The 22,912-nt window shown below is 63.0% G+C and carries 21 protein-coding genes and 1 pseudogene; 3 read left to right on the top strand and 19 right to left on the bottom strand.

Annotated elements, in window-relative coordinates; genetic code table 11:
• Nucleotides 1-41: 41 nt before the first annotated feature.
• The gene (locus tag JS536_RS06425) at nt 42-968 is read right to left on the bottom strand and encodes a sugar ABC transporter permease (RefSeq protein ID WP_214305406.1); all 927 of its coding nucleotides are present in this window, start codon (nt 966-968) and stop codon (nt 42-44) included.
• 237 nt (nt 969-1,205) lie between these two features.
• Here JS536_RS06425 and JS536_RS06430 point away from each other — a divergent pair, with 237 nt between their 5' ends.
• Nucleotides 1,206-2,192: a LacI family DNA-binding transcriptional regulator gene (locus JS536_RS06430; RefSeq protein WP_214356295.1), complete on the top strand. Its 987-nt coding sequence runs from the start codon at nt 1,206-1,208 to the stop codon at nt 2,190-2,192.
• 4 nt (nt 2,193-2,196) lie between these two features.
• Here JS536_RS06430 and JS536_RS06435 read toward each other — a convergent pair whose 3' ends face one another.
• From JS536_RS06435 to glmM, 14 genes and pseudogenes are all read right to left on the bottom strand, one after another.
• Nucleotides 2,197-2,922: a pseudouridine synthase gene (locus JS536_RS06435; RefSeq protein ID WP_214356271.1), complete on the bottom strand. Its 726-nt coding sequence runs from the start codon at nt 2,920-2,922 to the stop codon at nt 2,197-2,199.
• Between the two features lie 167 nt (nt 2,923-3,089).
• Nucleotides 3,090-4,982, bottom strand: coding sequence for a glutamine--fructose-6-phosphate transaminase (isomerizing) (gene glmS / locus JS536_RS06440; RefSeq protein ID WP_214356272.1), 1,893 nt, complete (start codon nt 4,980-4,982; stop codon nt 3,090-3,092).
• 177 nt (nt 4,983-5,159) lie between these two features.
• Nucleotides 5,160-5,984, bottom strand: a complete 825-nt coding sequence (locus JS536_RS06445) for an amino acid ABC transporter ATP-binding protein (RefSeq protein WP_240544288.1) — start codon at nt 5,982-5,984, stop codon at nt 5,160-5,162.
• A gap of 20 nt (nt 5,985-6,004) precedes the next feature.
• Nucleotides 6,005-6,988 (bottom strand): amino acid ABC transporter permease, encoded by a 984-nt coding sequence (locus JS536_RS06450; protein WP_214305402.1) that lies wholly within the window; start codon nt 6,986-6,988, stop codon nt 6,005-6,007.
• A gap of 196 nt (nt 6,989-7,184) precedes the next feature.
• On the bottom strand, nt 7,185-8,135 hold the full coding sequence (locus JS536_RS06455) for an ABC transporter substrate-binding protein (protein WP_214305401.1): 951 nt from the start codon (nt 8,133-8,135) through the stop codon (nt 7,185-7,187).
• Nucleotides 8,136-8,298: 163 nt separating this feature from the next.
• A complete protein-coding gene (locus tag JS536_RS06460; RefSeq protein ID WP_214356273.1) occupies nt 8,299-9,252 on the bottom strand; it encodes an ABC transporter substrate-binding protein in 954 nt (317 codons plus the stop codon).
• 645 nt (nt 9,253-9,897) lie between these two features.
• On the bottom strand, nt 9,898-10,374 hold the full coding sequence (gene smpB, locus JS536_RS06465) for an SsrA-binding protein SmpB (RefSeq protein ID WP_109057613.1): 477 nt from the start codon (nt 10,372-10,374) through the stop codon (nt 9,898-9,900).
• Nucleotides 10,375-10,596: 222 nt separating this feature from the next.
• Nucleotides 10,597-11,955: a CHAP domain-containing protein gene (locus JS536_RS06470; RefSeq protein ID WP_109057614.1), complete on the bottom strand. Its 1,359-nt coding sequence runs from the start codon at nt 11,953-11,955 to the stop codon at nt 10,597-10,599.
• 230 nt (nt 11,956-12,185) lie between these two features.
• Nucleotides 12,186-13,109, bottom strand: coding sequence for a permease-like cell division protein FtsX (ftsX, locus tag JS536_RS06475; RefSeq protein ID WP_109057615.1), 924 nt, complete (start codon nt 13,107-13,109; stop codon nt 12,186-12,188).
• Nucleotides 13,110-13,909: 800 nt separating this feature from the next.
• A pseudogene (gene ftsE / locus JS536_RS06480) lies at nt 13,910-14,854 on the bottom strand (cell division ATP-binding protein FtsE); the annotation flags it as partial.
• 64 nt (nt 14,855-14,918) lie between these two features.
• A complete protein-coding gene (prfB, locus tag JS536_RS06485; protein WP_214305398.1) occupies nt 14,919-16,049 on the bottom strand; it encodes a peptide chain release factor 2 in 1,131 nt (376 codons plus the stop codon).
• 335 nt (nt 16,050-16,384) lie between these two features.
• Nucleotides 16,385-16,516 carry a hypothetical protein gene (locus tag JS536_RS11970; RefSeq protein WP_277745553.1) on the bottom strand — a complete coding sequence of 44 codons (132 nt, stop codon included), beginning with the start codon at nt 16,514-16,516 and terminating at the stop codon, nt 16,385-16,387.
• A gap of 503 nt (nt 16,517-17,019) precedes the next feature.
• The gene (locus JS536_RS06490; protein WP_214356274.1) at nt 17,020-17,673 is read right to left on the bottom strand and encodes a peptide deformylase; all 654 of its coding nucleotides are present in this window, start codon (nt 17,671-17,673) and stop codon (nt 17,020-17,022) included.
• A gap of 143 nt (nt 17,674-17,816) precedes the next feature.
• Nucleotides 17,817-19,202 carry a phosphoglucosamine mutase gene (gene glmM, locus JS536_RS06495; RefSeq protein WP_214356275.1) on the bottom strand — a complete coding sequence of 462 codons (1,386 nt, stop codon included), beginning with the start codon at nt 19,200-19,202 and terminating at the stop codon, nt 17,817-17,819.
• Between the two features lie 172 nt (nt 19,203-19,374).
• Here glmM and JS536_RS06500 point away from each other — a divergent pair, with 172 nt between their 5' ends.
• Nucleotides 19,375-19,608 carry a hypothetical protein gene (locus JS536_RS06500; protein ID WP_214356276.1) on the top strand — a complete coding sequence of 78 codons (234 nt, stop codon included), beginning with the start codon at nt 19,375-19,377 and terminating at the stop codon, nt 19,606-19,608.
• Nucleotides 19,601-19,873: a DUF4160 domain-containing protein gene (locus tag JS536_RS06505; RefSeq protein WP_214356277.1), complete on the top strand. Its 273-nt coding sequence runs from the start codon at nt 19,601-19,603 to the stop codon at nt 19,871-19,873. Before JS536_RS06500 ends, JS536_RS06505 begins: the two co-directional genes overlap by 8 nt.
• On the opposite strand, the gene JS536_RS06510 is transcribed toward JS536_RS06505, so the two are convergent.
• The 4 genes from JS536_RS06510 to JS536_RS06525 form a co-directional block, all read right to left on the bottom strand.
• Nucleotides 19,874-20,806, bottom strand: a complete 933-nt coding sequence (locus JS536_RS06510) for a class C sortase (RefSeq protein WP_240544289.1) — start codon at nt 20,804-20,806, stop codon at nt 19,874-19,876.
• A 181-nt stretch (nt 20,807-20,987) separates the two neighbouring features.
• On the bottom strand, nt 20,988-22,091 hold the full coding sequence (locus JS536_RS06515) for a Cna B-type domain-containing protein (RefSeq protein WP_214356279.1): 1,104 nt from the start codon (nt 22,089-22,091) through the stop codon (nt 20,988-20,990).
• A gap of 174 nt (nt 22,092-22,265) precedes the next feature.
• On the bottom strand, nt 22,266-22,541 hold the full coding sequence (locus tag JS536_RS06520) for a Txe/YoeB family addiction module toxin (protein WP_214356280.1): 276 nt from the start codon (nt 22,539-22,541) through the stop codon (nt 22,266-22,268).
• Between the two features lies 1 nt (nt 22,542).
• On the bottom strand, nt 22,543-22,797 hold the full coding sequence (locus tag JS536_RS06525) for a type II toxin-antitoxin system RelB/DinJ family antitoxin (RefSeq protein ID WP_214356281.1): 255 nt from the start codon (nt 22,795-22,797) through the stop codon (nt 22,543-22,545).
• Nucleotides 22,798-22,912: the final 115 nt, after the last annotated feature.

Raw genomic sequence — 22,912 nt, forward strand, 5'->3', positions numbered from 1 at the left:
AGTCACATCCACATTCATCATCGAAACCAGCATCAGGCGCATCACTTCATCTGCTCCTTCATGCTGTTCAACTGCACGGCGTAGGCGATGGCCATCGTGATCACGGCCATCACGATCGCCAGGGCGGCCGCGTAGTTGGACTGGTTGCCGGAGAACGACAGGTTGTAGGCGTACATGTTCGGCGTGTAGTACGTCGTGATCGCGTTGCCCGGCACCATGTTCTGCAAAATCGAAGGCTCGTTGAACAGTTGGAACGAACCGATGATCGAGAAGATCACCGTGATGGCCAGCGAGCCCTTGAGCTCGGGCAGCTTGATGGACTTGACGATCTGCCACTCGCTCGCGCCATCAATGGAGGCGGCCTCATACAGGGAGTGCGGGATCGTGGACAGGCTGGAGTAGAAGATCAGCATGTTGTAGCCGGTGAACTCCCACGTGTTGATGTTGCCGATCGCGGCCAGCAGCACCGAAGGCTTCAGGACATCGATGTTCGTACCGAAGAAGTCGTTGAACGAGCCAACCAGGCCGTACTTCGCGCCGTACACGAAGCCCCAGATCAACGTGGACACCACGGCCGGCACCGCGTAGGGCAGGAACGTGGAGATGCGGAAGAACTTGGTGCCGTGCAGCTTCATCGAATCGATCGCCAACGCCATCGCCGCGGCAAGGAACAGCATGATCGGCACCTGCACCACCGTGAACAGCGCCACGCGACCCACGGACGACCAGAACTGCGCGTCCTGCAGCAGACGCGCGTAGTTCTCAAGCCCCACGAACTTGGTGCCACCGATCATCTGCTTCTTGAAGAAGCTGATGTAGATGGCGTACACGATCGGGATGATGAACACGAACACGAACACCACCGCGAACGGCCACATGAACTTCCATCCACGCCAATCCGCCTTATGCTTATTGACGCGCACCTGATCCGCTCCCACGGATCCTGCGGCGACCTCGGTTGAAGACATTTCCAACCCCTCTCCTTCGAAGGCTGACTAAAATGTTTGCGTTATCATCATAACACGATTCCAAACATTGTCCACTCGCCGATAATACAGTGTTTTAGGCACTTCTGCTACAATGGTCACGAAAACAATGATGTTATCGTTACCGCGACAAACGTACAATGGCAGTCGTTGTTATCGAATCGTTGTAATTTCAGGCAATCGAAGGGGTTCACGATGTCCAGGCCGACGCAGGTATCAATGCAGGATGTGGCCAAGGAAGCCGGAGTCTCCCCGCAAACCGTCTCCCGAGTGGCCAACGGCAGCGACGCCGTCAAACCCGAGACACGCCAGAAGGTCGAAGCGGCCATGCAGAAGCTCGGCTATCGGCCCAACTATGCGGCCCGCGCCCTGAAGCGCGGCCGTTTCCAAGATATCGGCGTGGTCATGTTCAATACCGCCAGCTTCGGCAACTCCCGCATCCTCGACTCCATCATCTCCAGCGCCGCGCAGGACGACTACTCCGTGACCATCCAGACCATGCGCCACGGTGCCGAGCGCACGCTGGCCTCCGCCGTCGAACGTATGCAGCGTCAGCCGGTGGACGGCGTGATCGTGGTGCTCGAGGAACGCATCTCCGACTTCGTGGGATACAAGCCTCCCAAGGAACTGCCTGTCGTACTCATCTGCGAGGGCGCCGCCGACCACTGCCCCACCGTGGATGCCGACCAGTACGGATGTTCCACCGCCATCGTGGACTATCTCATGAGCAAGGGGCACAAGACCGTCTACCACATCGCCGGCCCCGCCACCTCCCGCGCCGCCGAAAGCCGCGCCCGCGGCTGGCGTGAGGCGCTGGAACAGATGGGCGCGCCGGTGCCGAGCATGTACATCGGCGACTGGTGCGCGGATTCCGGCTATCAGGCAGGAGTGGCGTTGGCGCATGACCCGAACTGCACGGCCATCTACGCGGCCAACGACCAGATGGCGTACGGCGCCATCCTCGGCCTGCAATCGGCCGGCAAGCGCGTGCCCGAGGACGTAAGCGTGGTGGGCGTGGACGATTCGCTCGTGGACATGGTCCCCCGACTGAACCTGACCACCATGCGCATGCGGTTCGGCGACATCGGCGCCACCGCCTTCTCCATGGTCCGCCGCCAGTGCGAGGGCGACCGTGTGCCGGTGGGCGTCAAGACCGTGATTCCCACCGAGTTGGTTGAACGCGGTTCCGTACGCGACATCAGCTGAACGGTCACAGGGCGATACGGGAGGTGAACTCGCGCGGCTCGCCGGTGATGGGGTCGTCGAAACGCAGTGTGCGTGCCACCAACGCAAGCGGCTGGGAAAAATCATCGTAGGGACGGGTTTCGATATGAGGGTAGAAATCGTCGCCCACAATCGGCAGCCCCAACGAGTTCATATGGACGCGCAGCTGGTGCGTCTTGCCGGTGCGCGGGTGCAGGGTGTAGCGGCAGACCATGTCCCGATGAGGCGGGAATCCGGCCGGTACGGACAACTCACCACGCTCGATGACCGTTTCGGCATTCACCACGCCGGGCTCCTCGTAGGCCGTCATCACGCCACGCACCTTGGTGATGTGCGAGCGACGCAGCAACGGGAAGGGCCTCGGCGATTCCAGCGGAGCGACCGTGCCGTACTGCGGGCGTGTGATCGGCCGGCACGGCGCCAGGCATTCGTACACCTTGACCGCGCGCTTCTCCTGGAACAGCGTCTGGTATGCGCCACGGCACGATTTGTCCCGTACGAAGACCAATACACCGGCCGTCAGCCGGTCGAGACGGTGGGCCGGTGTGATGTCCGGCTCGCCGAGCCGTTCGCGCAGTCGCATGAGCGCCGTGGAGCGGTACCACATGCCGCGCGGCATCGTGGGCAGGAAATGCGGCTTGTCCACCACGATGATGCGTTCGTCCTCATACAGCACGTCAAGGTCGAACGGAATCTCCGGCTCATCAATCACGTAACGGTGGGGTCGCTGAATCCGGCTCCCCTCCTTGAGGGGAGCTGTCCATGAAACGGACTGAGGGGAGTTCGTCACGCTATAGGCCTCCCCTCAGTCACCTACGGCGACAGCTCCCCTCCAGAGGGGAGCCGAGAAAAACCGCATCCGAATAATCCGCACCCACGTCACTCCACGGTCACGGACTTGGCGAGGTTGCGGGGCTTGTCCACGTCGTAGCCCTTGAGCTTGGCCATGTCCATGGCGAACAGCTGCAGCGGCACCACGTCCACGAGCGGGCTCATCAGCGTGGGGCACTGCGGACGCCAGAACACCACGTCCGCGTACCGTTCCACGTCGGGGTCGCCCTGCTCGGCCACGGCGATGATGTACGCGCCACGCGCCTTGACCTCCTCGATGCCGGAGATCACCTTGGCGTGCAGCACGTTGCGGCCGCGTTCCGGCGGCACGATGAACACCACCGGCTCACCTTCGTCCACCAGCGCGATCGGGCCGTGCTTGAGCTCGCCCGCCGCGAAGCCCTCGGTGAAGGTGTACGCGATCTCCTTGAGCTTGAGCGCGCCTTCCAACGCCACCGGGTAGCCCACGTGACGGCCGAGGAACAGGAAGGAATTGGCGTTGACCATGTGCTCGGCCGCCGCCTGGATGGCCTTGGGCTGGGTGTCGAGCACCCACTGGATCTTGCGCGGCATGTCCTTCAGGGAGTCGAGCACCTGATGGATCTCGTCGCGGAACATCGCGCCCTTGACCTGCGCGAGGTACAGGCCGAGCAGGTAGGCGGCGGTGATCTGCGCCACGAATGCCTTGGTGGAGGCCACGGCCACTTCCGGGCCGGCGTGCGTATACAGCACGGCATCGGATTCGCGCGGGATGGAGGCGCCCTGCGTGTTGCAGATGGCGAGTACCTTGGAGCCCTGTTCGCGCGCGTGACGTAGGGCCATGAGCGTGTCCATGGTCTCGCCGGACTGGGAGATGGCCACCACGAGCGTGCGCGGGGTCAGAATCGGGTCGCGGTAGCGGAACTCGTGCGCCAGCTCAATCTCCACGGGGATGCGCACCCAGTGCTCGATGGCGTACTTGGCCACCTGGCCGGCGTAGCTTGCGGTGCCGCAGGCCACCACGATGATCTTGTCGATGGCCTTGAAGTCGTGTTCGTCGATGCGCACCTCGTCGAGCGTGATGTCGCCCTTGGCATCGAAACGACCCAGAAGCGTGCGCTGCACGGCTGCCGGGTCCTCGTGAATCTCCTTGTCCATGAAGGAATCCCAGCCGCCCTTCTCGGCGGCGGAGGCGTCCCAGTCCACGGTGTAGGTCTTGGGGTCGGGCACCACGTTGCCGTCGAAGTCGGTGACGACCACGGAATCGGCGGAGACGCACACGGCCTGGTCCTGGTCCACCTCCATCGCGCGCTTGGTGTACGCCACGAACGCGGCCACGTCGGAGCCGAGGAAGTTCTCCCCATCGCCGAGGCCCACCACGAGCGGGGAATCATGACGGGCACCCACCACGATGTCCGGCTGGCGGCAGTCGGTGGCGAGGATGGTGAACGCGCCGGCCAGCATGCGGGCCATGCGGCGCACGGCCTCGAACAGATCAGGGTGGCCCTTCTCCTCGATGACCTTGTCCACGATCTTGCCGAGCAGCTTGGCGGCCACCTCGGTGTCCGTGGCGGAGGCGAAGCGGTAGCCTTCGGCCTGCAGGTCGAGGCGCAGCTGGGAGGCGTTCTCGATGATGCCGTTGTGGATGATCGCCACCTTGCCGTCCATGCTGGTGTGCGGGTGGGCGTTCACGTCGCTCGGCTCGCCGTTGGTGGCCCAGCGCGTGTGGCCGATGCCCACGGTGGCGTCCGGCATCGGAGTGCGTTCGATGCTCTCCACGAGGTTCTTGAGGCGGCCGGCCTTCTTACGCACGGCCACCTTGTCCATGCCGGGGGCGGTCAGCGCCACGCCGGCCGAGTCATAGCCGCGGTATTCCAGGCGCTCCAGGCCCTGCAGGCAGACCTCAAGGGGCTTGCCGCACGCGGTGTCAACATTTCCTGCATATCCAACGATTCCACACATAGCTCACCAGCCTACCAATAACAAGTAACGCCCCACAACGTACGGTTGTGGGGCGTCTGAATCACACGGAATGATTACAAAACGTGCTGGAGACGGAGCCGTCAAACGGACAGTCCGGTGGACTGTACGTAGGCGACGCTGAAGCACGACAGTGCTGAGGTAATACGAACAGCCTTCCTACAGCACGTGCTGGAGGAAGTCCTTGAACCTCGGCTCGGTGGGGTGGTCGATGATGTCGGGGCCGCCCTTCTCCACCACGACGCCGCCGTCCATGAAGACCACCTGATCGGCGACCTCGCGGGCGAAGCCGATCTCGTGGGTCACGCACACCATGGTCATGCCCTCCTTGGCGAGGGAACGCATGACGTTGAGCACCTCACCCACGAGCTCGGGGTCAAGCGCGGAGGTGGGCTCGTCGAAGAGCATGATCTCGGGCTTCATGGCCAGGGCGCGGGCGATGGCCACACGCTGCTGCTGGCCACCGGAGAGCTGCGAGGGGTAGTAGTCGAGTCGGTCGCCCAGTCCCACGCGCTCCAGCTCGGCCACGGCCAGCTCGCGCGCCTCCTTCTTGGCGACGTGCTTGACATGCACCGGCGCCTCCATGACGTTCTCCAGCGCGGTCATGTGCGGGAACAGGTTGAAGCGCTGGAACACCATGCCCAAGCGGGAACGCTGTGCGGCGATCTCCTTGTCGTCCAGGGTCTGCAGGACGTCCTGTCCGTCCTTGGTGACGTGCTTGAAGCCGATGAGCTTGCCGTCCACCTCGATGGAGCCGCCGGTCAGGGTCTCCAACTGGTTGATCAGACGCAGGAACGTGGACTTGCCGGAGCCGGAGGGGCCCAGAATCACGGTCACGGTGCCGGGCATGACGGTCAGGTCCACGCCCTTGAGCACGTGCAGGGAGCCGAAGGCCTTGTGCACCTGCGTGGCCTTGATGGCCGGCACAGTGCCAGTCGGCGTGACGGTGCCGGCGGAAGCGGCGGTATTGGTGGTATCAGTCATAATGTTCGCCTCTCCCCCACTCACGCGGTCATGCCGGTGAATGCGGCCTCGTTGAGCTTGTTCACGTCGTCCTTGGGCTCGCCCTCGGTCTTGCCGGGCAGCGGCGGCTGCTTGCCTCGGGTGCCCATGGCGCGGGCGTCGAAGCCCTTGCCGAAGTGCTTCTCCAGACGGGACTGGATCACCATGAGGATGGAGGTGATGAGCAGGTACCAGAAGCAGGCCACCAGCAGCAGCGGAATCGGCTTGTAGATGCGGTTGGCGATGGCGTTCGTGGCGAACTGCAGTTCGAGGGTGAACGGCACGGCCGTGACCAGGGACGTGGTCTTCAACATGCCGATGGTCTCGTTGCCGGTGGGCGGGATGATGATGCGCATAGCCTGCGGCAGGATGATGCGGCGCATGATGAGCGTTCGTCCCATGCCCAAGGCCTGTGCGGCCTCGGTCTGGCCCGGATCCACGGCTTCAAGGCCGGCGCGCACGATTTCGGACAGGTATGCGGCCTCGTTCAGGGCCAGGCCGATCCACGCGGCGTTGAAGGCGGTGACCACCACGGAGGAGTCGATGCTCCAGAACTCCACGGAGGTGAACGGGATGCCCAGGCTCAGCTTCGGGATGAGCACGGAGAACAGGCCCCAGAAGATGAGCTGCGTATACACAGGGGTGCCACGGAAGAACCAGATGAAGAACCAGCTCACGCCACGCAGCACCGGATTGATGGATTTGCGCATGATGGCGAGGATGACCGAGAGGATGATCGCCACCACCATGGAGATCACGGTGAGCTCCAGCGTGTATCGGATGCCTTCGAGCACGTTCTCGTTGAACAGGTACTTCCAGACGGTGGGCCAGTCGAGCCTCGGGTTGGTGATCATGCCCTGGATGAGCATCGCGGCGAGCAGCGCCACGATCACGGCGGCCACGATGGGGCCGGGGCGCTTGACCGGCAGCGCCTTGATGCGGTTGGGGATGTCCAGTCCCTCGCCGTCGACTTCTTTCTTCGCCATATTCTTCCTTTTGGTTAGGCTCTGTCGAACCAAAATTGGTACGAATCCGATGGAACTACCCCTCAGTCGGCTTCGCCGCCAGCTCCCCTGACAAGGGGAGCCAAGAATAAGGGACATGTCATCTTGGTTCAACAGAGCCTTTGGTTATCTGCTATTGATCCTGGCTCCTCTCTTTGAAGGGAGCCGGGCTTATATGTCAGGCGACGTTCGGGTTGATTTCGGCCTTGGTCAGGGCACCGGACTCGACGCCCCAGTGCTTGAGGATCTTGCCGTAGGTGCCGTCGTCCATGAGCTTCTGCATAGCCTTCTGCACGGCCTCGGTGGTGCCGGTCTCGCCCTTCTTGATGGCGATGGCGTTCGGCACGGAGTCGAAGTCCTTGCCCAGCTGCTCGAGCTGGCCGTCGGTCTGGGCGATGGCGTAACCGACCACCGGGGAGTCGGCGAAGAACACGTCGGCCTTGCCGGTCACCACTGCGGTGGTGGCGTCGGTCTGCTGCTTGGAGGACTGGATCTCGATGTCCTTCTTGCCGTCGGCCTTGCACTGCTTGGCGGTCTCGTTGATGGCCTCCTCCTCGACGGTGCCGGTCTCCACGGCCACCTTGAGACCGCACAGGTCGTTCTCGTCGACCTTGTTCGGGTTGCCGGTCTTGACCGCGTAGGCCATGCCGGCGGTGAAGTAGGAGACGAAATCGACGGACTTCATACGCTCGGGGGTGATGGTGAAGGCCGCGATGCCGAGGTCGTATTTGGAACCGATGGCCGGGATGATGGTATCGAAGTTGGAGGAGACGATTTCGGTGTCGAGGCCGAAGATGTTGCCCAGCGCGCGGGCGAGGTCCATGTCGTAGCCGATCTGGGTCTTGCCGTCGGAGTCCAGGAACTCGGCCGGGGCGTAGGACGGGTTGGTGCCGATGGTGAGCTTGCCGTCCTTGGTCACGGAGTCGGGCAGGAGGGCGGCAATCTCGTCGTCCTTCTTGACGGAGCTGACGTCGTAGCTGGTGATGGTGGCGGAGTCGGTGGAGCCGGACTTGCCGGAATCGCCGGAGCCGGAGGTGGCTTCGTCGGTGGTGCCGCAGGCGGCGGTGGAGATCAGCATGGCGGCGCTCAGCAGCAGCGCGGCACCTGCCTTCAGGTTCTTGAATGACATGGGATGATCCTCTCTTGGTTCTTCCTCTTTGGGTGCATTGAGCACGGGAAAACTTGGTTCTCCGACAATTCACCCAATATACAGGTAAGGACCATAGACCCGCGATGCTACGAGCGCGTTAAGGCCGCCTTGGCTCCCTCGGAGAGGAGAGCCAAGGTAGGGGTCACACGGCGGGGTTGATTTCGGCCTTGTCGATGGCGCCGGAGGAGACGCCCCAGGTGTCGAGGATCTTCTGGTACGTGCCGTCGTCCATGAGCTTCTGGATGGCCTTCTGCACGGCTTCGGCGGTGGCGGAATCGCCCTTCTTGATGGCCACGGCCTCGGGGGTCACGCCGGTGTCGTCGCCGAGGGCGGCGAGCGTGTCACCGGTCTGTTCGATGGCGTAGCCGGCCACCGGGGAGTCGGCATAGAAGATGGACGCCTTGCCGGAGGCCACGGCGGTGGTCACGTCGGTCTGCAGCTTGGAGGACTGGATGTCGATGGCCTCCTTGCCGTCCGCCTTGCACTTCTCGTTGGCGGCGTTGACCTCTTCCTCCTGCGTGGTGCCCGTCTGCACGGCCACCTTCACGCCGCACAGGTTGGAGGTGTCCACGTTGTCCGGGTTGCCCTTCTTGGTGACCCACGTGGAGCCGGCCTTGAAGTAAGTCACGAAGTCCACGGCGTCAAGGCGTTCCTTGGTCACGGTGAAAGAGGAGATGCCGATGTCGTACTTGGAACCGACGGACGGGATGATGGAATCGAACGTGGAGGAGACGGTCTCCTCCTTGAGGCCGAACACGGCGGCCAGGGCCTTGGAGAGGTCCACGTCGAAGCCGACCGGGGTCTTGCCGTCCTCGGCCAGGAACTCGGCCGGGGCGTAGGAGGTGTCGGTACCGACGGTCAGCGTGCCGTCGCCGGCCACGGAATCGGGCAGGAGGGCCGAGATGGCGTCGTCCTTCTTGATGGAGCTGGTGTCGAATCCTTCGGTCTTGGACGAGCTTGACGAATCCTTGGAGTCACCGCCATTCGAGGAGGCGGTGGTGGAGCCGTCGGTGGTGCCGCAGGCCGCGACGGCGATGAGCATGGCCGCGCTTAAAGTGGCGGCCGCGACAGACTTGATTCCCTTGCTTAGAGACATTGGATTTCCTCTCTCCGTTATTGTCGATCGGGCGGGTATATTTCCCGACTAATTCGCGAGAGTAGGTGCGCAATGCTACGGGGCAGTTAATATGGCGAGACGCCGTTCACGTAGTGGACATAGTGTGGGATTGTGTGACGAGGCGAAGCGCGCATACGCTACCGCACTACCTCGTTAACGGAGCCTCCTCACGGGGCGATGCAGGCAATAAGTCACCGTTCTACGCCGCTTACAGGAAGTTCACCGCGGCAAAACGGATATAACACCGCCGAGTCGCCCCATCTCGTTAATTTCAACGGGGCAATATGAGCATCAAACCACCGTCCTGCCCCGCTGAAAGGGAATCAGCGAGGCAAAACAGGCAGTGAATCACTGCGCAGCCGCGCCAGCGGAACCTCACCGGGGTGCCAGGGGCATCGAACCACCATTTCGCCCCGCTGAAAAGGAATCATCGGGGCGAAACCGGCATAACGCTACCAAGTCACCCCGCTGAATCGATGACAGCAGGACATCTTGCATATCAGTACCCTTTTCTGCCCCGCTCACCCGATTTCGGCGGAGCAGAAAGGACACTGGCGCACGAAAATGCCCCGCTGAAGATCAGTTCAGCAGGGCATTTCGGGCGGTGATGAAAAATGTCCGCAATCAGTGGCGCATATTGGCGTAGCGCATGGCGCGCAGGGCCTCGCGCTTGTCCTGCTCCTCGCGCAGGGCCTGACGCTTGTCGAATTCCTTCTTGCCTCGGGCCAGCGCGATTTCGGCCTTGACGCGGCCGTCCTTGAAGTACAGGCTGATCGGCACGATCGTGTAGCCCTTGGCCTCGATGCCGCGCGCGAGCTTGGTGATCTGCTGGCGATGCAGCAGCAGCTTGCGCTTTCGCTTGGGGGCATGGTTGTTCCAGGTGCCGTTGAGGTATTCGGGGATGTTGGCGCCTTCCAGCCACATCTCGCCGCGACGGTCGATGGAGACGAACGCCTCGGCCAGCGAGGCGCGTCCCTCACGGAGGGACTTGACCTCGGTGCCGGTCAGCGCCAGTCCCGCCTCGTACTTGTCTTCGATGGCGTAATCATGCCGGGCCTTCTTGTTCTGGACGATCAGCTTGGTGCCGGTTTCCTTGGCCATGGTCTCCTCCTTTCATGCGGTTTCATACGGTTTCCCGCAACCGGTTTGCGCAACATTCGAGGGTAGCACGAACGTGCATGAATATGAAAAAGAGCCTTCGGAGGAAGGCTCTCGGCGAAACGGGAGTCGCGAAGCGACCGCTCTCCCCGGACTACGTCCGCTTCTCTCCCCCACCCGCTTTGCGGGAGCCCCCTCGTCAGAGGGGGCCGAAGAAAGCAGAACTCAGTGCACGAACCAGTACTGGCCGGCGTTGGTCAGGGTGCGGGTGTTGGTGTTGTACGGGCCGGCGTAGGCGTTCATCTCGGAGATGACGAACGTGCCGTCGCCGTTCACGGCCTCCACCACGGCCACATGGCCGTAGGTGCCGTCGGCGCCGTCCTGGCCGGGTAGGAAGGACAGGGCCGCGCCCACTTCGGGGTTGTGGTCCACGCGCAGGCCGTAGGACGGGGCCGTGCGCCACCAGTCGCCGCCGTTGCCGAGGTAGGACGGGGTGTTGATGCCCATCTGCTTGCGGCGGTCGTACGCCCACCACGTGCACTGGCCGGCCACGTAGGCGTTGCCGTAATCGCCGTTGGACGTGCCCTGACCACCGGTGCCGGTGGACGGCACGGACGGTGTCACCGTGGGCGTGGACGGGGTGGAAGGCGTCACCGTGGGGTTGGACGGCACGGTGGTGGTGCCCTGGATGCCCGGATCCACCTTGTTGGCGGCCTCGGCCTGTTCCTTCTGGTACTGACGGTTGTAGGAATCCACCTGGGAAGCGATGAGCACGGTCTGCGCGGCCTGCTTGGCGGATTCGTCGTTCAGGCTTTCCACCTGGGCGGACAGCTCGTTGCGCTTCGCCTCGCCCTGGGCGCGCAGCTTGTCGAGCGCGTCACGCTTGGCCTGCGCGTCTTCGGCGGCGGCCTGCGCGGAGGCGGCCTTCTCGTCCGCCTTGGTCTTCAGGGTGGCGATCTGCTTCTCGATGGCGGCCAGACGCTCGCTGCGGTTCATCGAGGTGTTCAGCGTGGTGGCCGCGGAGGAGGCCGCGTTGGCCTCGTTGCGGGAGAGGGCGTCGCGCGACTGCATGGAGTTGACGAAGTCCTGCGTGCTGGTGGCGCCGGTGACCACGCTCATCACGTCGGAGGCGTCGGAGCCGTGCATCTCCTCGCGGGCCAGCTGGGCCACGGCGGCGTGGGCGTCGTCGTAATCCTTGCCGGTCTGCTCGATCTGCTGCTCGAGCGTCTCCTTGTCCTTCTGGGCGGCGGCCAGACGGTCGGCGGCCGCGTCCGCCTCGTCCTGCGCGGTGGCGGCGGCGGAGTTGGCGGCGGTGACCTTGGCCTGGGCGGCCACGATCTTGTTGTTGGTCAGATCGTCCAGTTCGAGGATCTTGTTGGCCAGTTCCTCGTTGACGCCGGCGAGCTGCTGCTTGAGCTCGGCCTCGCGCTGTACGGACGCGGCGTGCTGGTTCTGGGCGTTGATGAGGTCGGAATAGGTATCCGCCTGGGCGGATGGGGCGGGGCCGAACACCAGTCCGGCGGTGCAAGCCGCGGCGGCCACGAGCGTTGCCAGTACGGGCTTGATCACATTCGCCTTCGTCATGGGCAGAAAGTCCTTTCGTCTCAGTTAAAGCCACACCTTAACACGTGAAACTGGGAATCGTGCAGGTTTTGTGTGTGATTCGCGTCTCGCGGAAGCGTAGGGGGTTTGTTTTTGGCTCCCCTCTCTGAGGGGAGCTCCATATCGGCGAGGCTCCCCTCAGTCACCTACGGTGACAGCTCCCCTCAGCGAGGGGAGCCCACAAAACAGGCCGCTCTCCCCCAACGAGACAATCAAGCGCGCAGGTAGCGGCGCAGGGAGATCGTGGAGGCGATGATGGACAGCAGCACCGCGCCGAGCACCAGTCCCGGCGAGATCATGAGCACCGTCATCTGGTTCACATACGGAATCCATGTGACCGACTGGGCCAGCCAGCCGGTGATGAACACGCGCACGATCACCGACAGCATCAGGCAGGACAGCACCGAGCCGAGCAGCGAGGCGATCGCGCCTTCCAGGATGAACGGCAATCGAATCGTCCAGTTCGAGGCGCCCACGTATCGCATGATCTCCGTCTCGGTGCGTCTGGACGCGGCGGACATGCGAATCGTGGTGCCGGTCAGGAGGATGGCCACGAACACCATCACGCCTGCGAGCACGGCCGTGACCGCGGTGGCCCTGTTGAGCACGGCGAACACCGGCTCGAAGATCTGCCGCTGATCGGTCACGTCCTCCACGCCCTCCTTGCCGGAGAGCACCTCGGCCACCACCTGGTACTTGGTGGGGTCCTTGAGCTTGAGCCACAGCGAATCCTGCATGTCGTCCGCGGTGAGGGTACGGCCCTGGAATTCACCGTTCGGGTACTGCTTGGTGAAGGTGTTGTCGTAGAAGTCCTGCTTGCTCACGTAGGTGATCTTGGAGACCGTGTCGTTGAGCTCGTCGCGGATGGTCTTCTGCAGGGCGGTGATCTCGGCGGCCGAAGGCGATTTGCCGGAAGCGCAGTTGGCCGACTGGCTGGTGCCGTCCGGGCACAGCCAGACCACCACCTCCACCTTGTCGTACCAATCGCCCTTGGCCTTGGTGATCTGCGCCTGCGTGAGCACGGATGCGCCGATGAACAGGAAGGAGATGAAGGTGACCAGCATCAGCGAGAGCAGCATGGACAGGTTGCGACGCAGGTTGGTCCACGTTTCGGAGAGGATGAATCGCGCGCGCATTACTTGGCCTCCGTGTGTTCGCTGGTTTCGCCGCTGACGTGTTCGGCGTCATCGTGCTGTTGGTCCGCTGTCCGTTCGGCGTCAATGTGATGACGGGAACGATGTCCGCCTGCCGCGGGCGGAGCCGGGGGTGCCGGCGGGGCGGGAGGCGCGGGCGGAGCCGGTGCGGTGGCGTCGGCATCCGTACCGTTGGCTGCGGCGGTTGGCTGTCCGGCATTGCGATAATCGTCGTGATCCGACTGGTGCCGGTCCGTGGCCTTGGCGGAGTTCGTTGCGTCGGCATCGGACGGGCCATCGGTTACGGCAGCATCCGTAGCGGCAGCAGCGGTGCCAGCATTGTCGCGGTTGGCTGCGTCACCATCGACCGTCGTGCGGGACTGGCCGGACTGGCCGGACTGCTCGGGGTGGGCGTCGGTCCTGTTCGGATCGGACTTGGCGAGGGCGGCGGCCCAGCCGTGCGGCTTGTGGTCTGCAGTATCGCCAGACGCGGCGGACTGACCGGACTGATCAGACTGGCCGGACCGGCCGGACTGGACGGCGGCAGGCTCGAAGCCCTCGGTGATGGGATTGAAGGTCTGCGTCTGCTCCAGCGCATCGGCGGACGCGCTATCGGCCTGCTGGCCGGTGGACGCGGCATCGGCCGGACCGGACTGGGAATCGCCGGAAGCCGGACGCATGAAACGGGCGTGATCGGGGTTGGATCGGGCGGCATCGCCGGAAGTAGCGGATGCGGCAGAGGCAGAACCATCGCCGGAACCATCGCCGGCGGTACCGGACGCACCGGACCCCGCGGATTTGCCGGCACGTTCGGCCTCGACGGCTTTGGCCTGCTCCTCGAGCGGCAGTCCCTTGCCCCACGTCAGCGTGTTCTCCAGCGGGGCGAAGGTCTCGCCGTAACGGCCGGTGCGGCCGGAATGCACGGAATTGGCCAGTCGTGCGATGCCTTCGGACGGACCGTCCTCCTGGGCGAGCGACTTGTCGGACGTGAAGGTGGACGGCAGGATGCGCGAGGCCTGTTCGGAGCGGGCCTCCACCTCGGCGTCCGGGAAGTAGAGTGCGGAATCGTAGGAGCCATGGGCCTCGTCGCGCACGATTTTGCCGTTGTGCAGCTCCACCACGCGCTTGCGCATGGAGTTGACGATCTCCTCGTTGTGCGTGGCCATCACGATGGTGGTGCCGGTGCGGTTGATGGCGTCCAGCACCTCCATGATGCCCAGCGATGTGGTGGGGTCGAGGTTGCCGGTGGGCTCGTCCGCGAGGAGGATCTGCGGGTGGTTCACATATGCGCGGGCGATGGCCACGCGCTGCTGCTCGCCGCCGGACAGCTCGTGCGGGTAGTTGCGCTCCTTGCCGGTGAGACCCACGGTCTCCAACACCTTGGGCACCAGCGACTTGATGGTGGAGCGGCGCGTGCCGATCACCTCAAGGGCGAAGGCCACGTTCTCCCACACGGTCTTGTTGTTGAGCAGCTTGTAGTCCTGGAACACGAAGCCCAGCGTGCGGCGGTAGTGCGGCACCTGACGGTTCGGGATGCGGCGCAAGTCGTTGCCGGCCACGCGGATCTCGCCGCTGGTGGCCTCCTCCTCACGCAGCAGGAGGCTCAGCAGCGTGGTCTTGCCGGAGCCGGAGGCACCCACCAGGAACACGAAATCGCCGCGCTCGATGTTGAGGTTGATGCCGTCGAGTGCGGGGCGCGTGCCCCTGGGGTAGATCTTGGATACGTTATCCAATGAGATCAGTGCCATGTTTGCTCTTGCTTTCCTTCGATTATCTTGGCTTCCTCGGTCAGGGAGCCGAAGTGTTCGAGATTTACTCTTCGGCTTCGGCGGCGGCCTGGCGGCGCTGCTCGTGACGCCAGCGGATGCCGGCCTCGATGAAGCCGTTGATGTCGCCATCGAAGACGGCCTGGGTCTGGCTGGTCTCGTAACCGGTGCGCAGATCCTTGACCATCTGGTACGGGTGGAGCACGTAGGAGCGCATCTGGTCGCCCCAGCTGGCCTTGATGTCGCCGGCGAGCTCCTTCTTCTTCTTGGCTTCCTCCTCGTGGCGCAGCACCAGCAGTCGGGACTGCAGCACGGCCATGGCGGAGGCGCGGTTCTGGATCTGCGAGCGCTCATCCTGCATGGTCACCACGATGCCGGTGGGCAAGTGGGTGATGCGCACGGCGGAGTACGTGGTGTTCACGCCCTGGCCGCCGGGGCCGGAGGAGCAGTAGGTGTCCACGCGGATATCGGTGTCCGGGATGTCGATGTGATCGGTGGCCTCGACCAGCGGCACCACCTCGACCGCGGCGAAGCTGGTCTGACGGCGGCCCTGGTTGTCGAACGGGGAGATGCGCACCAGTCGGTGGGTGCCGCCCTCCACGGACAGGCGACCGTAGGCGTAGGGCGCGTCCACCTGGAAGGTGGCGGACTTGATGCCCGCCTCTTCGGCGTAGGAGGTGTCCATGACCTTGGCCTTGAAGCCGTTACGCTCGCAGTAGCGCAGGTACATGCGCAGCAGCATCTGGGCGAAGTCGGCCGCGTCCACGCCGCCGGCGCCGGAGCGGATGGTAACCACTGCGGAACGCTCATCGTATTCGCCGTCGAGCAGGGTCTGGATCTCCATGGAGTCGAGGTCCTTCTGGATCTCGCCGATCTCGTTCTGGGCCTCGTCCAGGGAGTCCTGGTCGCCTTCCTCACGGCCGAGCTCCACAAGCGTCTCCACGTCATCGATGCGCTGGGAGGCGGAGTCGAGGCGCTTGAGCTGGGATTCGGCGGCGGAGAGCTTGCTCGTCACCTTCTGGGCGTTCTCCGGGTTGTCCCAGAGGCCGGGGGCTGCGGCCTGGGCCTCCAGCTCCTTGATCTCGGACTTGAGACGGTCCACGTCCAGCGCCTTGGCGATGGAATCGTACTTGGCGCGGGCGTCACCGATTGCTTGGGAAAAGTCAAATTCTGCCATCGTGTCTTACCTTACTGTTCGTGCTGTGAAATACCTTGGAATATCACGTCTTCGTTGACAGCCTGTGCACATTCCGTTGGCTTGGGGCCGTCGGCTCGGTCCCGCTCCCTGCTTCACGGTTCCGGTTCCCGCTTCCGCTGCTGGCTTGGCGGTCTGGACTCGTGTCTTTCGGGCTGGACTCCCCCGGCCTGCCGGTCCGCGGTGTTGCGATGCGTTTGGGAGGGATTGTTGGCGAGCCGCTCACCTATGGCTGATTGCCGTTCGCGTGTTGGCTTGCCGAATCGCCCCTGTGCATCAGACGTGCTCTTCCGCGGGCACGGTGTGCACAGGCAGCGTCAAAGCCCCGCGTAGATGGCGGGGATAACCAGGGAGCCGAGCATGGCCACAGCAATGACGACGCACACCACGCGCACCATGGTGCGGCGGCGGTGTTCGCGCTGCTGACGGCTGTCCTGATATTCACTCACGAGGTCAGGAGTATAGCGATGGCCTGAGACGGGGATTGGTTCCCTTCTCGGCTCCCCTTGTCAGGGGAGCTGGCAGCGAAGCTGACTGAAGGGTAGTCACGCGGTATATGTGGCTGCCCCTCAGTCTCGCTACGCGATCCGGCTCCCCTGACAAGGAGAGCCGAGAAAACGGCCAAACCACCTGAATCAACCCAATTCCGCCGGTATTATCCGATTTCCGGCGAATCCGGCCACTGAATCTGTCCGTCCTTTGGCAAATCCGACCAGTTCCGCCCCAATCCCGGCGTTACTTTTTTCGCAATAACCGGGAACTTCGTGAAAAAGGCACGCTGAGTACAGGTAAGCGTTACATTTTCACGAGATATGGCCTTATTTCGCGAAAAAGGCACGCTGAGCGGTCGTCAGTGTGCCTTTTTCACGAAGTGTGGGCTTATCTCGAAAAAAGTAACGCCCGATTCGGCAGCATCGGCCATAGTGGAGCCGCATCTACCGCGACCGCGGTGTTACAGCGCGAAACCGAGCTCCTCGGCGGCCTCGGTGGGCACCGGGTCGTTGCACCAGTAGTCCTCGAGGTTCTCGGTGGTGGTCAGCGACCGGATTTCGGCGCGGTCGATGTACAGCTCGCCGCTCAGGTGGTCGGTTTCGTGCTGGAAGATACGGGCCGGCCAGCCGTGCAGGAGTTCCTTGTGACGCTTGCCGTCCTCGTCGTCCCATTCGGCCTCGATATCCAGCCAACGCTTGCGCACCGCCTGGTAGCCGTCGAAGCTCAGGCAGCCCTCGAAGAAGCTGGCGGTCTTGTCGCTCGTGGGCTTATAGGAGGGGTTGATGATCACATGGAACGGGAATTCGGCGATTTCGCGCGGATCGTCTTCGTCGTCGCGCACGTGGTCCTCCACCACCGCGAGGGCCAGGCCGAGGCCGATCTGGGTGGCGGCCAGGCCCACGCCCGGAGCCTCGAGCATGGTGGTGCGCATGGTGTCGATGAGCTTCAGGAGCGTACGCTTGGACAGCTGACCGTTGTAGGCGATGGTCTGCTGGCGCAGCACCGGCTCGCCGGCCTGCACGATGGGCAGGATCTTCTCCTTGCCGCCGGTCTTGATGAGCTGCTCGACGATGCGGTTGAGTTCGAGGTCGACTTTTGCGTTCTTTCCAAACATGGGGTTCCTTATATAGGGGCGGATAAGGGAGGGAATACGGGATTTGCGTGTTTCGCGCGCTCCCCTCAGTCAGCTTCGCTGACAGCTCCCCTCAGGGAGGGGAGCCAGATTGCAGCAGCGAGGCGAAGAAGGGAGCTAACGGACTACAGCGCGAGCTCTTCGGCCACGATCTTAGCCAGTCGCGTGCAGACCTCGTCGGCGTAGGCCTGGGTGGCGGCCTCGGCCATCACGCGCACCAGCGGCTCGGTGCCGGAGGGGCGCAGCAGCACGCGGCCGGACTCGCCCAGCAGCTCCTCCTCATGGGCCACGGCGGCCTGGATGCGGGGGTTGGTGGACGCGGCGTTCTTGTCCACGTTCGGCACGTTGATGAGGGTCTGCGGCAGCTGCGGGAAATCGGCGGCGAGCTCCTTCAAGCTCTTGCCGGACTTGACCACCTCGTTGCACAGGGTCAGGGCGGTCAGGGTACCGTCGCCGGTGGTGGCGAATTCGCGGTTGATGACGTGGCCGGACTGCTCACCGCCGAGCGTATAGCCGCCCTTGAGCATCTCCTCGAGCACGTAGCGGTCGCCCACGGAGGTCTCCACGGTCTTGATGCCCATGTCCTTCAGGGCGAGCTTGAGACCGAGGTTGCTCATCACGGTGACCACGAGCGTGTCGTGGGCCAGCTTGCCTTCGCGCTGCTTGGCACGGGCCAGGATGCCCATAATCTGATCGCCGTTGACCATGTTGCCGTCCTCGTCCACGGCGAGGCAGCGGTCGGCGTCGCCGTCGAAGGCCACGCCCATCACGGCATCCGTGGCCTTGACCATGGCCTGCAGCTGCTCGGGGTGGGTGGAGCCGGCGTTCTTGTTGATGTTGTAGCCGTCCGGGGAGGCATTGATCACGATGACGTCCGCACCGGCGCGGCGCAGGGCCTCGGGGGCCACCACGGAGGTGGCTCCGTTGGCACAGTCGGCCACGATCTTGAGGCCCTTCAGGGGCTTGGGCTGGGTCTGGTCGTCGTTCAACGGCGCGATGGTGGAGACCAGGTGGTCGATGTACAGGTTGGTGGCGGTGTTCTGGTCGTGGCTCACGCGGCCCACGCCGGCGCCGGTGGGGCGCTCCCAATCCTGGCCGAGCACGGCCTCGATCTCGTCTTCCTTCTGGTCGGGCAGCTTGAAGCCGCCACGGGCGAAGAACTTGATGCCGTTGTCCGGCATGGGGTTGTGGGAGGCGGAGATCACGGCGCCCATCTCCACGTTGAGCACGCTGGTCAGATAGGCCACGCCCGGGGTGGGGATGATGCCGGCGTCAATCACATCGAAGCCACCGGCGGACATGCCGGCAGACAGTGCGGAGGCCAGGAAATCGCCGGAAACACGGGTGTCGCGGCCCACGAGCGCGCGGCGACGGCCCTCCGGCTGGTTGTCCTTCGTGCCGGCGTCGCCCAGGACGCGCACCGCCGCGTCTCCCAGGTCGAGCGCCAATCGGGCGGTCAGGTCCTTGTTGGCCAGGCCACGAACACCATCGGTTCCAAACATCTTCGGCATATGAGTCCCATTCCTTATATCTCAGTTACCCGATTCATCCTAGTCGACTCCGCGCATTCCGTGGCGCCGCGCCGCCCCGCGCGGGCAGTCCTCCGCATTTTCTTCGCGGTTGGAGCGCATTGCCGAAGGCAGCCGCCTGCGGGATAATAAGAATGATCGAAAGGAGCGCACCATGCCCGACGAGAACGTATTCATCATGGATGGCATCAAGACCCAATGGGATGATGACGTGATGGTAATCACCGAATCAGGTTTCGACCGCACCGCAACGTTGGACAATGACGGCAACATCCTCTCCTCCACGTTCGGCAAACAGGGCGAGCCTTTTCTGCATCACTGGTTTGGCAAGATGAAGCCGATGATCGACGAGTTCCGATCCATCGACCGAGAATACGCCAATGCCTGAAGTCTTCTTTCTGGCCGGTTACAGCGTGTATTTCAGCACCTTGGACCGGGAGCATGGCATTCATGTCCATGTAGCGCAAGGCGGCAAACGCGATCTTGCCCGATTCGTGCTGCATGCCGACGGCACCGTGTCGTTATCCCACAATCATGGCCGAATCCCGGCGAAACATATCCGCATGATTCAAGCCGCCGTCACACGCAACTATGACGATATCGTCGACGCATGGCATCGTCTTTTCGGCGATGACGTGCATTTCGACCACTGATTAGTGGTCATCTCCCGCATTGATCGGATTCTCGACGCTGGCACCGGGCGTCTTGGCGGCATCGGCGCCGGAGGTGTGCAAGCCCACGGGGCGGTGGCGGCGCACGTAGAGCCAGCGGAGGACCAGCACGCCGATCACGAGCACGGAGACCACCACGGCGACGATGCCGGCGGTCATCATGCGTACGGGGGTGTCGTAATCGGTGGTGTCCGGCTTGACGGGGTTGGGGATGCGATGGCCGCGCACGAGCAGACGATGCGAGTTGACGCCGTAGGGCGTGCAGGTGATGACGGTGGCGAGGTCCTTGCCATCCTCGATGTCGAGGTTCTTGAGGTTCGTCGGCAGCACCACGCTGATCTTGTCGACTTGGTAGGTGTAGGTCTCCCCCAGCACGTGGAACGCGAACGTGTCGCCCTTTTCGAGGGTGTCGAGGCCGGTCAGGAGCTTGGCGCTCGGCAGTCCGGTGTGTCCGGAGACGGCGGCGTGCGTGGTTTCGCCGCCCACCGGCAGCGACGAGCCTTCAAGATGGCCGATGGCGATCTGCAGGACGCCCGCGTCCGTGCCGTGGTAGATGGGGAATCGCACTTTGAGCTTGGGGATGGTGACGTAGCCCATGATGCCGGTGCCGGAGACGTCCAGCAGCGAGTCGTACTGCTTGGTCTGTTCCTTGGTGGGACGCCAGCGGTCCGTTTGCGATGGGAGGGCAGCGTTGTACGCGCGGGCCGCTTCGAGCATCTGCTTGCGCTGCGCCTTGGAAAGGTCCTCGGTCTCTTCGATGTAGGTGGCGACCGCGCGCGACTGGTGCATGCGATTCCACCAATCCGCGACCGTGGGGTACGCGATCAGGCCGATACCCGCGACCAGCACGACCGCGAAGAACGCGGAGATGATGCGCGAAACCGTATCCGCGGTCTTCCTGCGATGAGCCGCCATCCCCATTCCTTTCCATATAAATCGACCCCCTCAATGACCGAGGGGGTCAATCTTTTTTCTCGGCTCCCCAAACTTTACCTAGGCTCCCCTTGTCAGGGGAGCTGGCGGCGAAGCCGACTGAGGGGTAGTCCCGGGAAGCGAATGTCATTGAGTAGACGCTACCGTCTCCCGTCAGCAATCACTACTTCGCCTTCCGCTTCCGATGCACCAGCAGAATCACGCCCAATCCGCCCAGCACACCGGCGCAAATCGCCGCAATGACGATGTTGGAACCAGTCTCACCAATCGGCGGGGTCTTCTTGCTTGGCGGGGTCTTGTCGCTCGGAGGCGTCTTGTCATCCGGCGGGGTCTTATCGTCCGGCGGAGTCGGCGGCGTGTACGTGTTCGTGATGGTGATCACGTCGTTCTCGCGGTCCACGAGCACGGTGTAGTTGTCCGGCACGGTCTTCTCGACCGCCTGGTACTCATGGCCGGCAGGCAGGTTGGTCCACTCGTGCGTCCAGTTGTTGGATGCATTGAGCTCCACCTCGTCGATCACCTTACCGTCCTGCAGCAGCTGCACGATCACCTTGCCAGGACGGTTGGCGTTGGAATCGCCCTTCCAAACCTTGACGACCTTCTTCTTCACCGTTTCGGTCGGAGGAGTGGGCGGTGTGGTTTCGCAGTCGTTCTTTGGCTCGATAGTCACATTCATGGTCGTGCTGTTCCCGTCTGCCGTCTTGGATGGCAGGGGAATCAACGCATAGGACAGACCACAGCTTAAGTCACCGTTGTTGTATGCATCAATCAGAACGAGGTACAGGCCCTTGCTCAGATTGGAGAATGTCGCTTGACCGTTGCCGTCCGTAGTCGCGTCAGCGTTTGCCTCTGGCTTGTTCTTGGTGATGTAATTCGTCAGAGTTTCCGCAAACTGGCGGTAATTGCCGGAATTATTGCTGTTAAGCAGACCCCAGTCAACCGCATACTTGCCGCTGTCATTGAACGGCGCGATAGGGGCGAAGGTATTGTCGCCCGAGGCGGCCCAGTCGGCGATGTGGTACAAATTAACCTTTGCTCCGACGATGGCCGTGTCGCCGTCCTTGTAATTAACGGTGATGCTACCAGCTTTATCTGCCGTAGCCACGGTATCATCGGCCACAGCCGAAGGCACGGCCACAAGCCCGGCCACGCACATGGCGAAGGCGAGTACCAGCGCACAGATCGTCGCAAGGGCATTGCCTGCCCAGCGCGCGCCGAGCACCGCCACGCTTCGGCCGGAACGGCCGCCATTTGTGTCAGTCATCATTTTTCCTTGCTTCAATCTCTTCTGCTCCGTGTAGAAAATAAAGCCGCTATCGCCGGCCGAAAGACAGCCGCATGCGTTGCGATTATTACCAATCCTACGCCGCATCGCCTTTCGATACCGTCCGCGCGCCGCCCATTGAGGAATCCATCGCAAGCACCGGCCTACCGGCACCGCTCAGTGTTCCTGGCAATGAGTGCGGCAAGAGGCGATTTCCAACCGCAGCTCATCAGTGCCACGGATGCGATAGACGAGACGGTTTTTGGAGTCGATCCGGCGAGACCACCACCCGGACAGGTTGCCGCGCAATGGCTCCGGCATACCCACGCCTTCGGCCATGCCGTTACGTTCAATGTCCTTGACGAGCAGGTTGATGCGTTTCAGCGTCTTTTTATCGACCGTCTGCCAGTACAGGTAGTCCTCCCACCCCTCATCGGACCAGACTTTGATCACGTCATTCCCCGATCAGGTCATACGGCTCTCCAAGACCGGCATCAAGTTGAGCCACGGAGCGCGCCAGATGCCGCATATTCGCCGGCGAATAGAACGGGTCGGCCGTCACCTCGAAGGGGATGCGCCTTTCCCGAACCACCGCCTTGGCGAATATGTTGAACGCGGCGCTCATGCTCAGTCCGAGTTCATTGCACACCTCGCTCATATCCTTCTTCGTCTGTTCGTCCAACCGAACGTTGACCAATGTCGTAGTCATGAAGCCTCCAACCACCACAGATATCGTTTATATATTGATTATATATCGTTTATATAGATATCATGAGCGATTGCATGAAATCCATCAGTTCACGACCAGACCTTTTCGGAGTGGA

The sequence above is a fragment of the Bifidobacterium sp. SO4 genome (assembly GCF_018555355.1).
Taxonomy (GTDB): Bacteria; Actinomycetota; Actinomycetes; order Actinomycetales; family Bifidobacteriaceae; genus Bifidobacterium; species Bifidobacterium miconisargentati.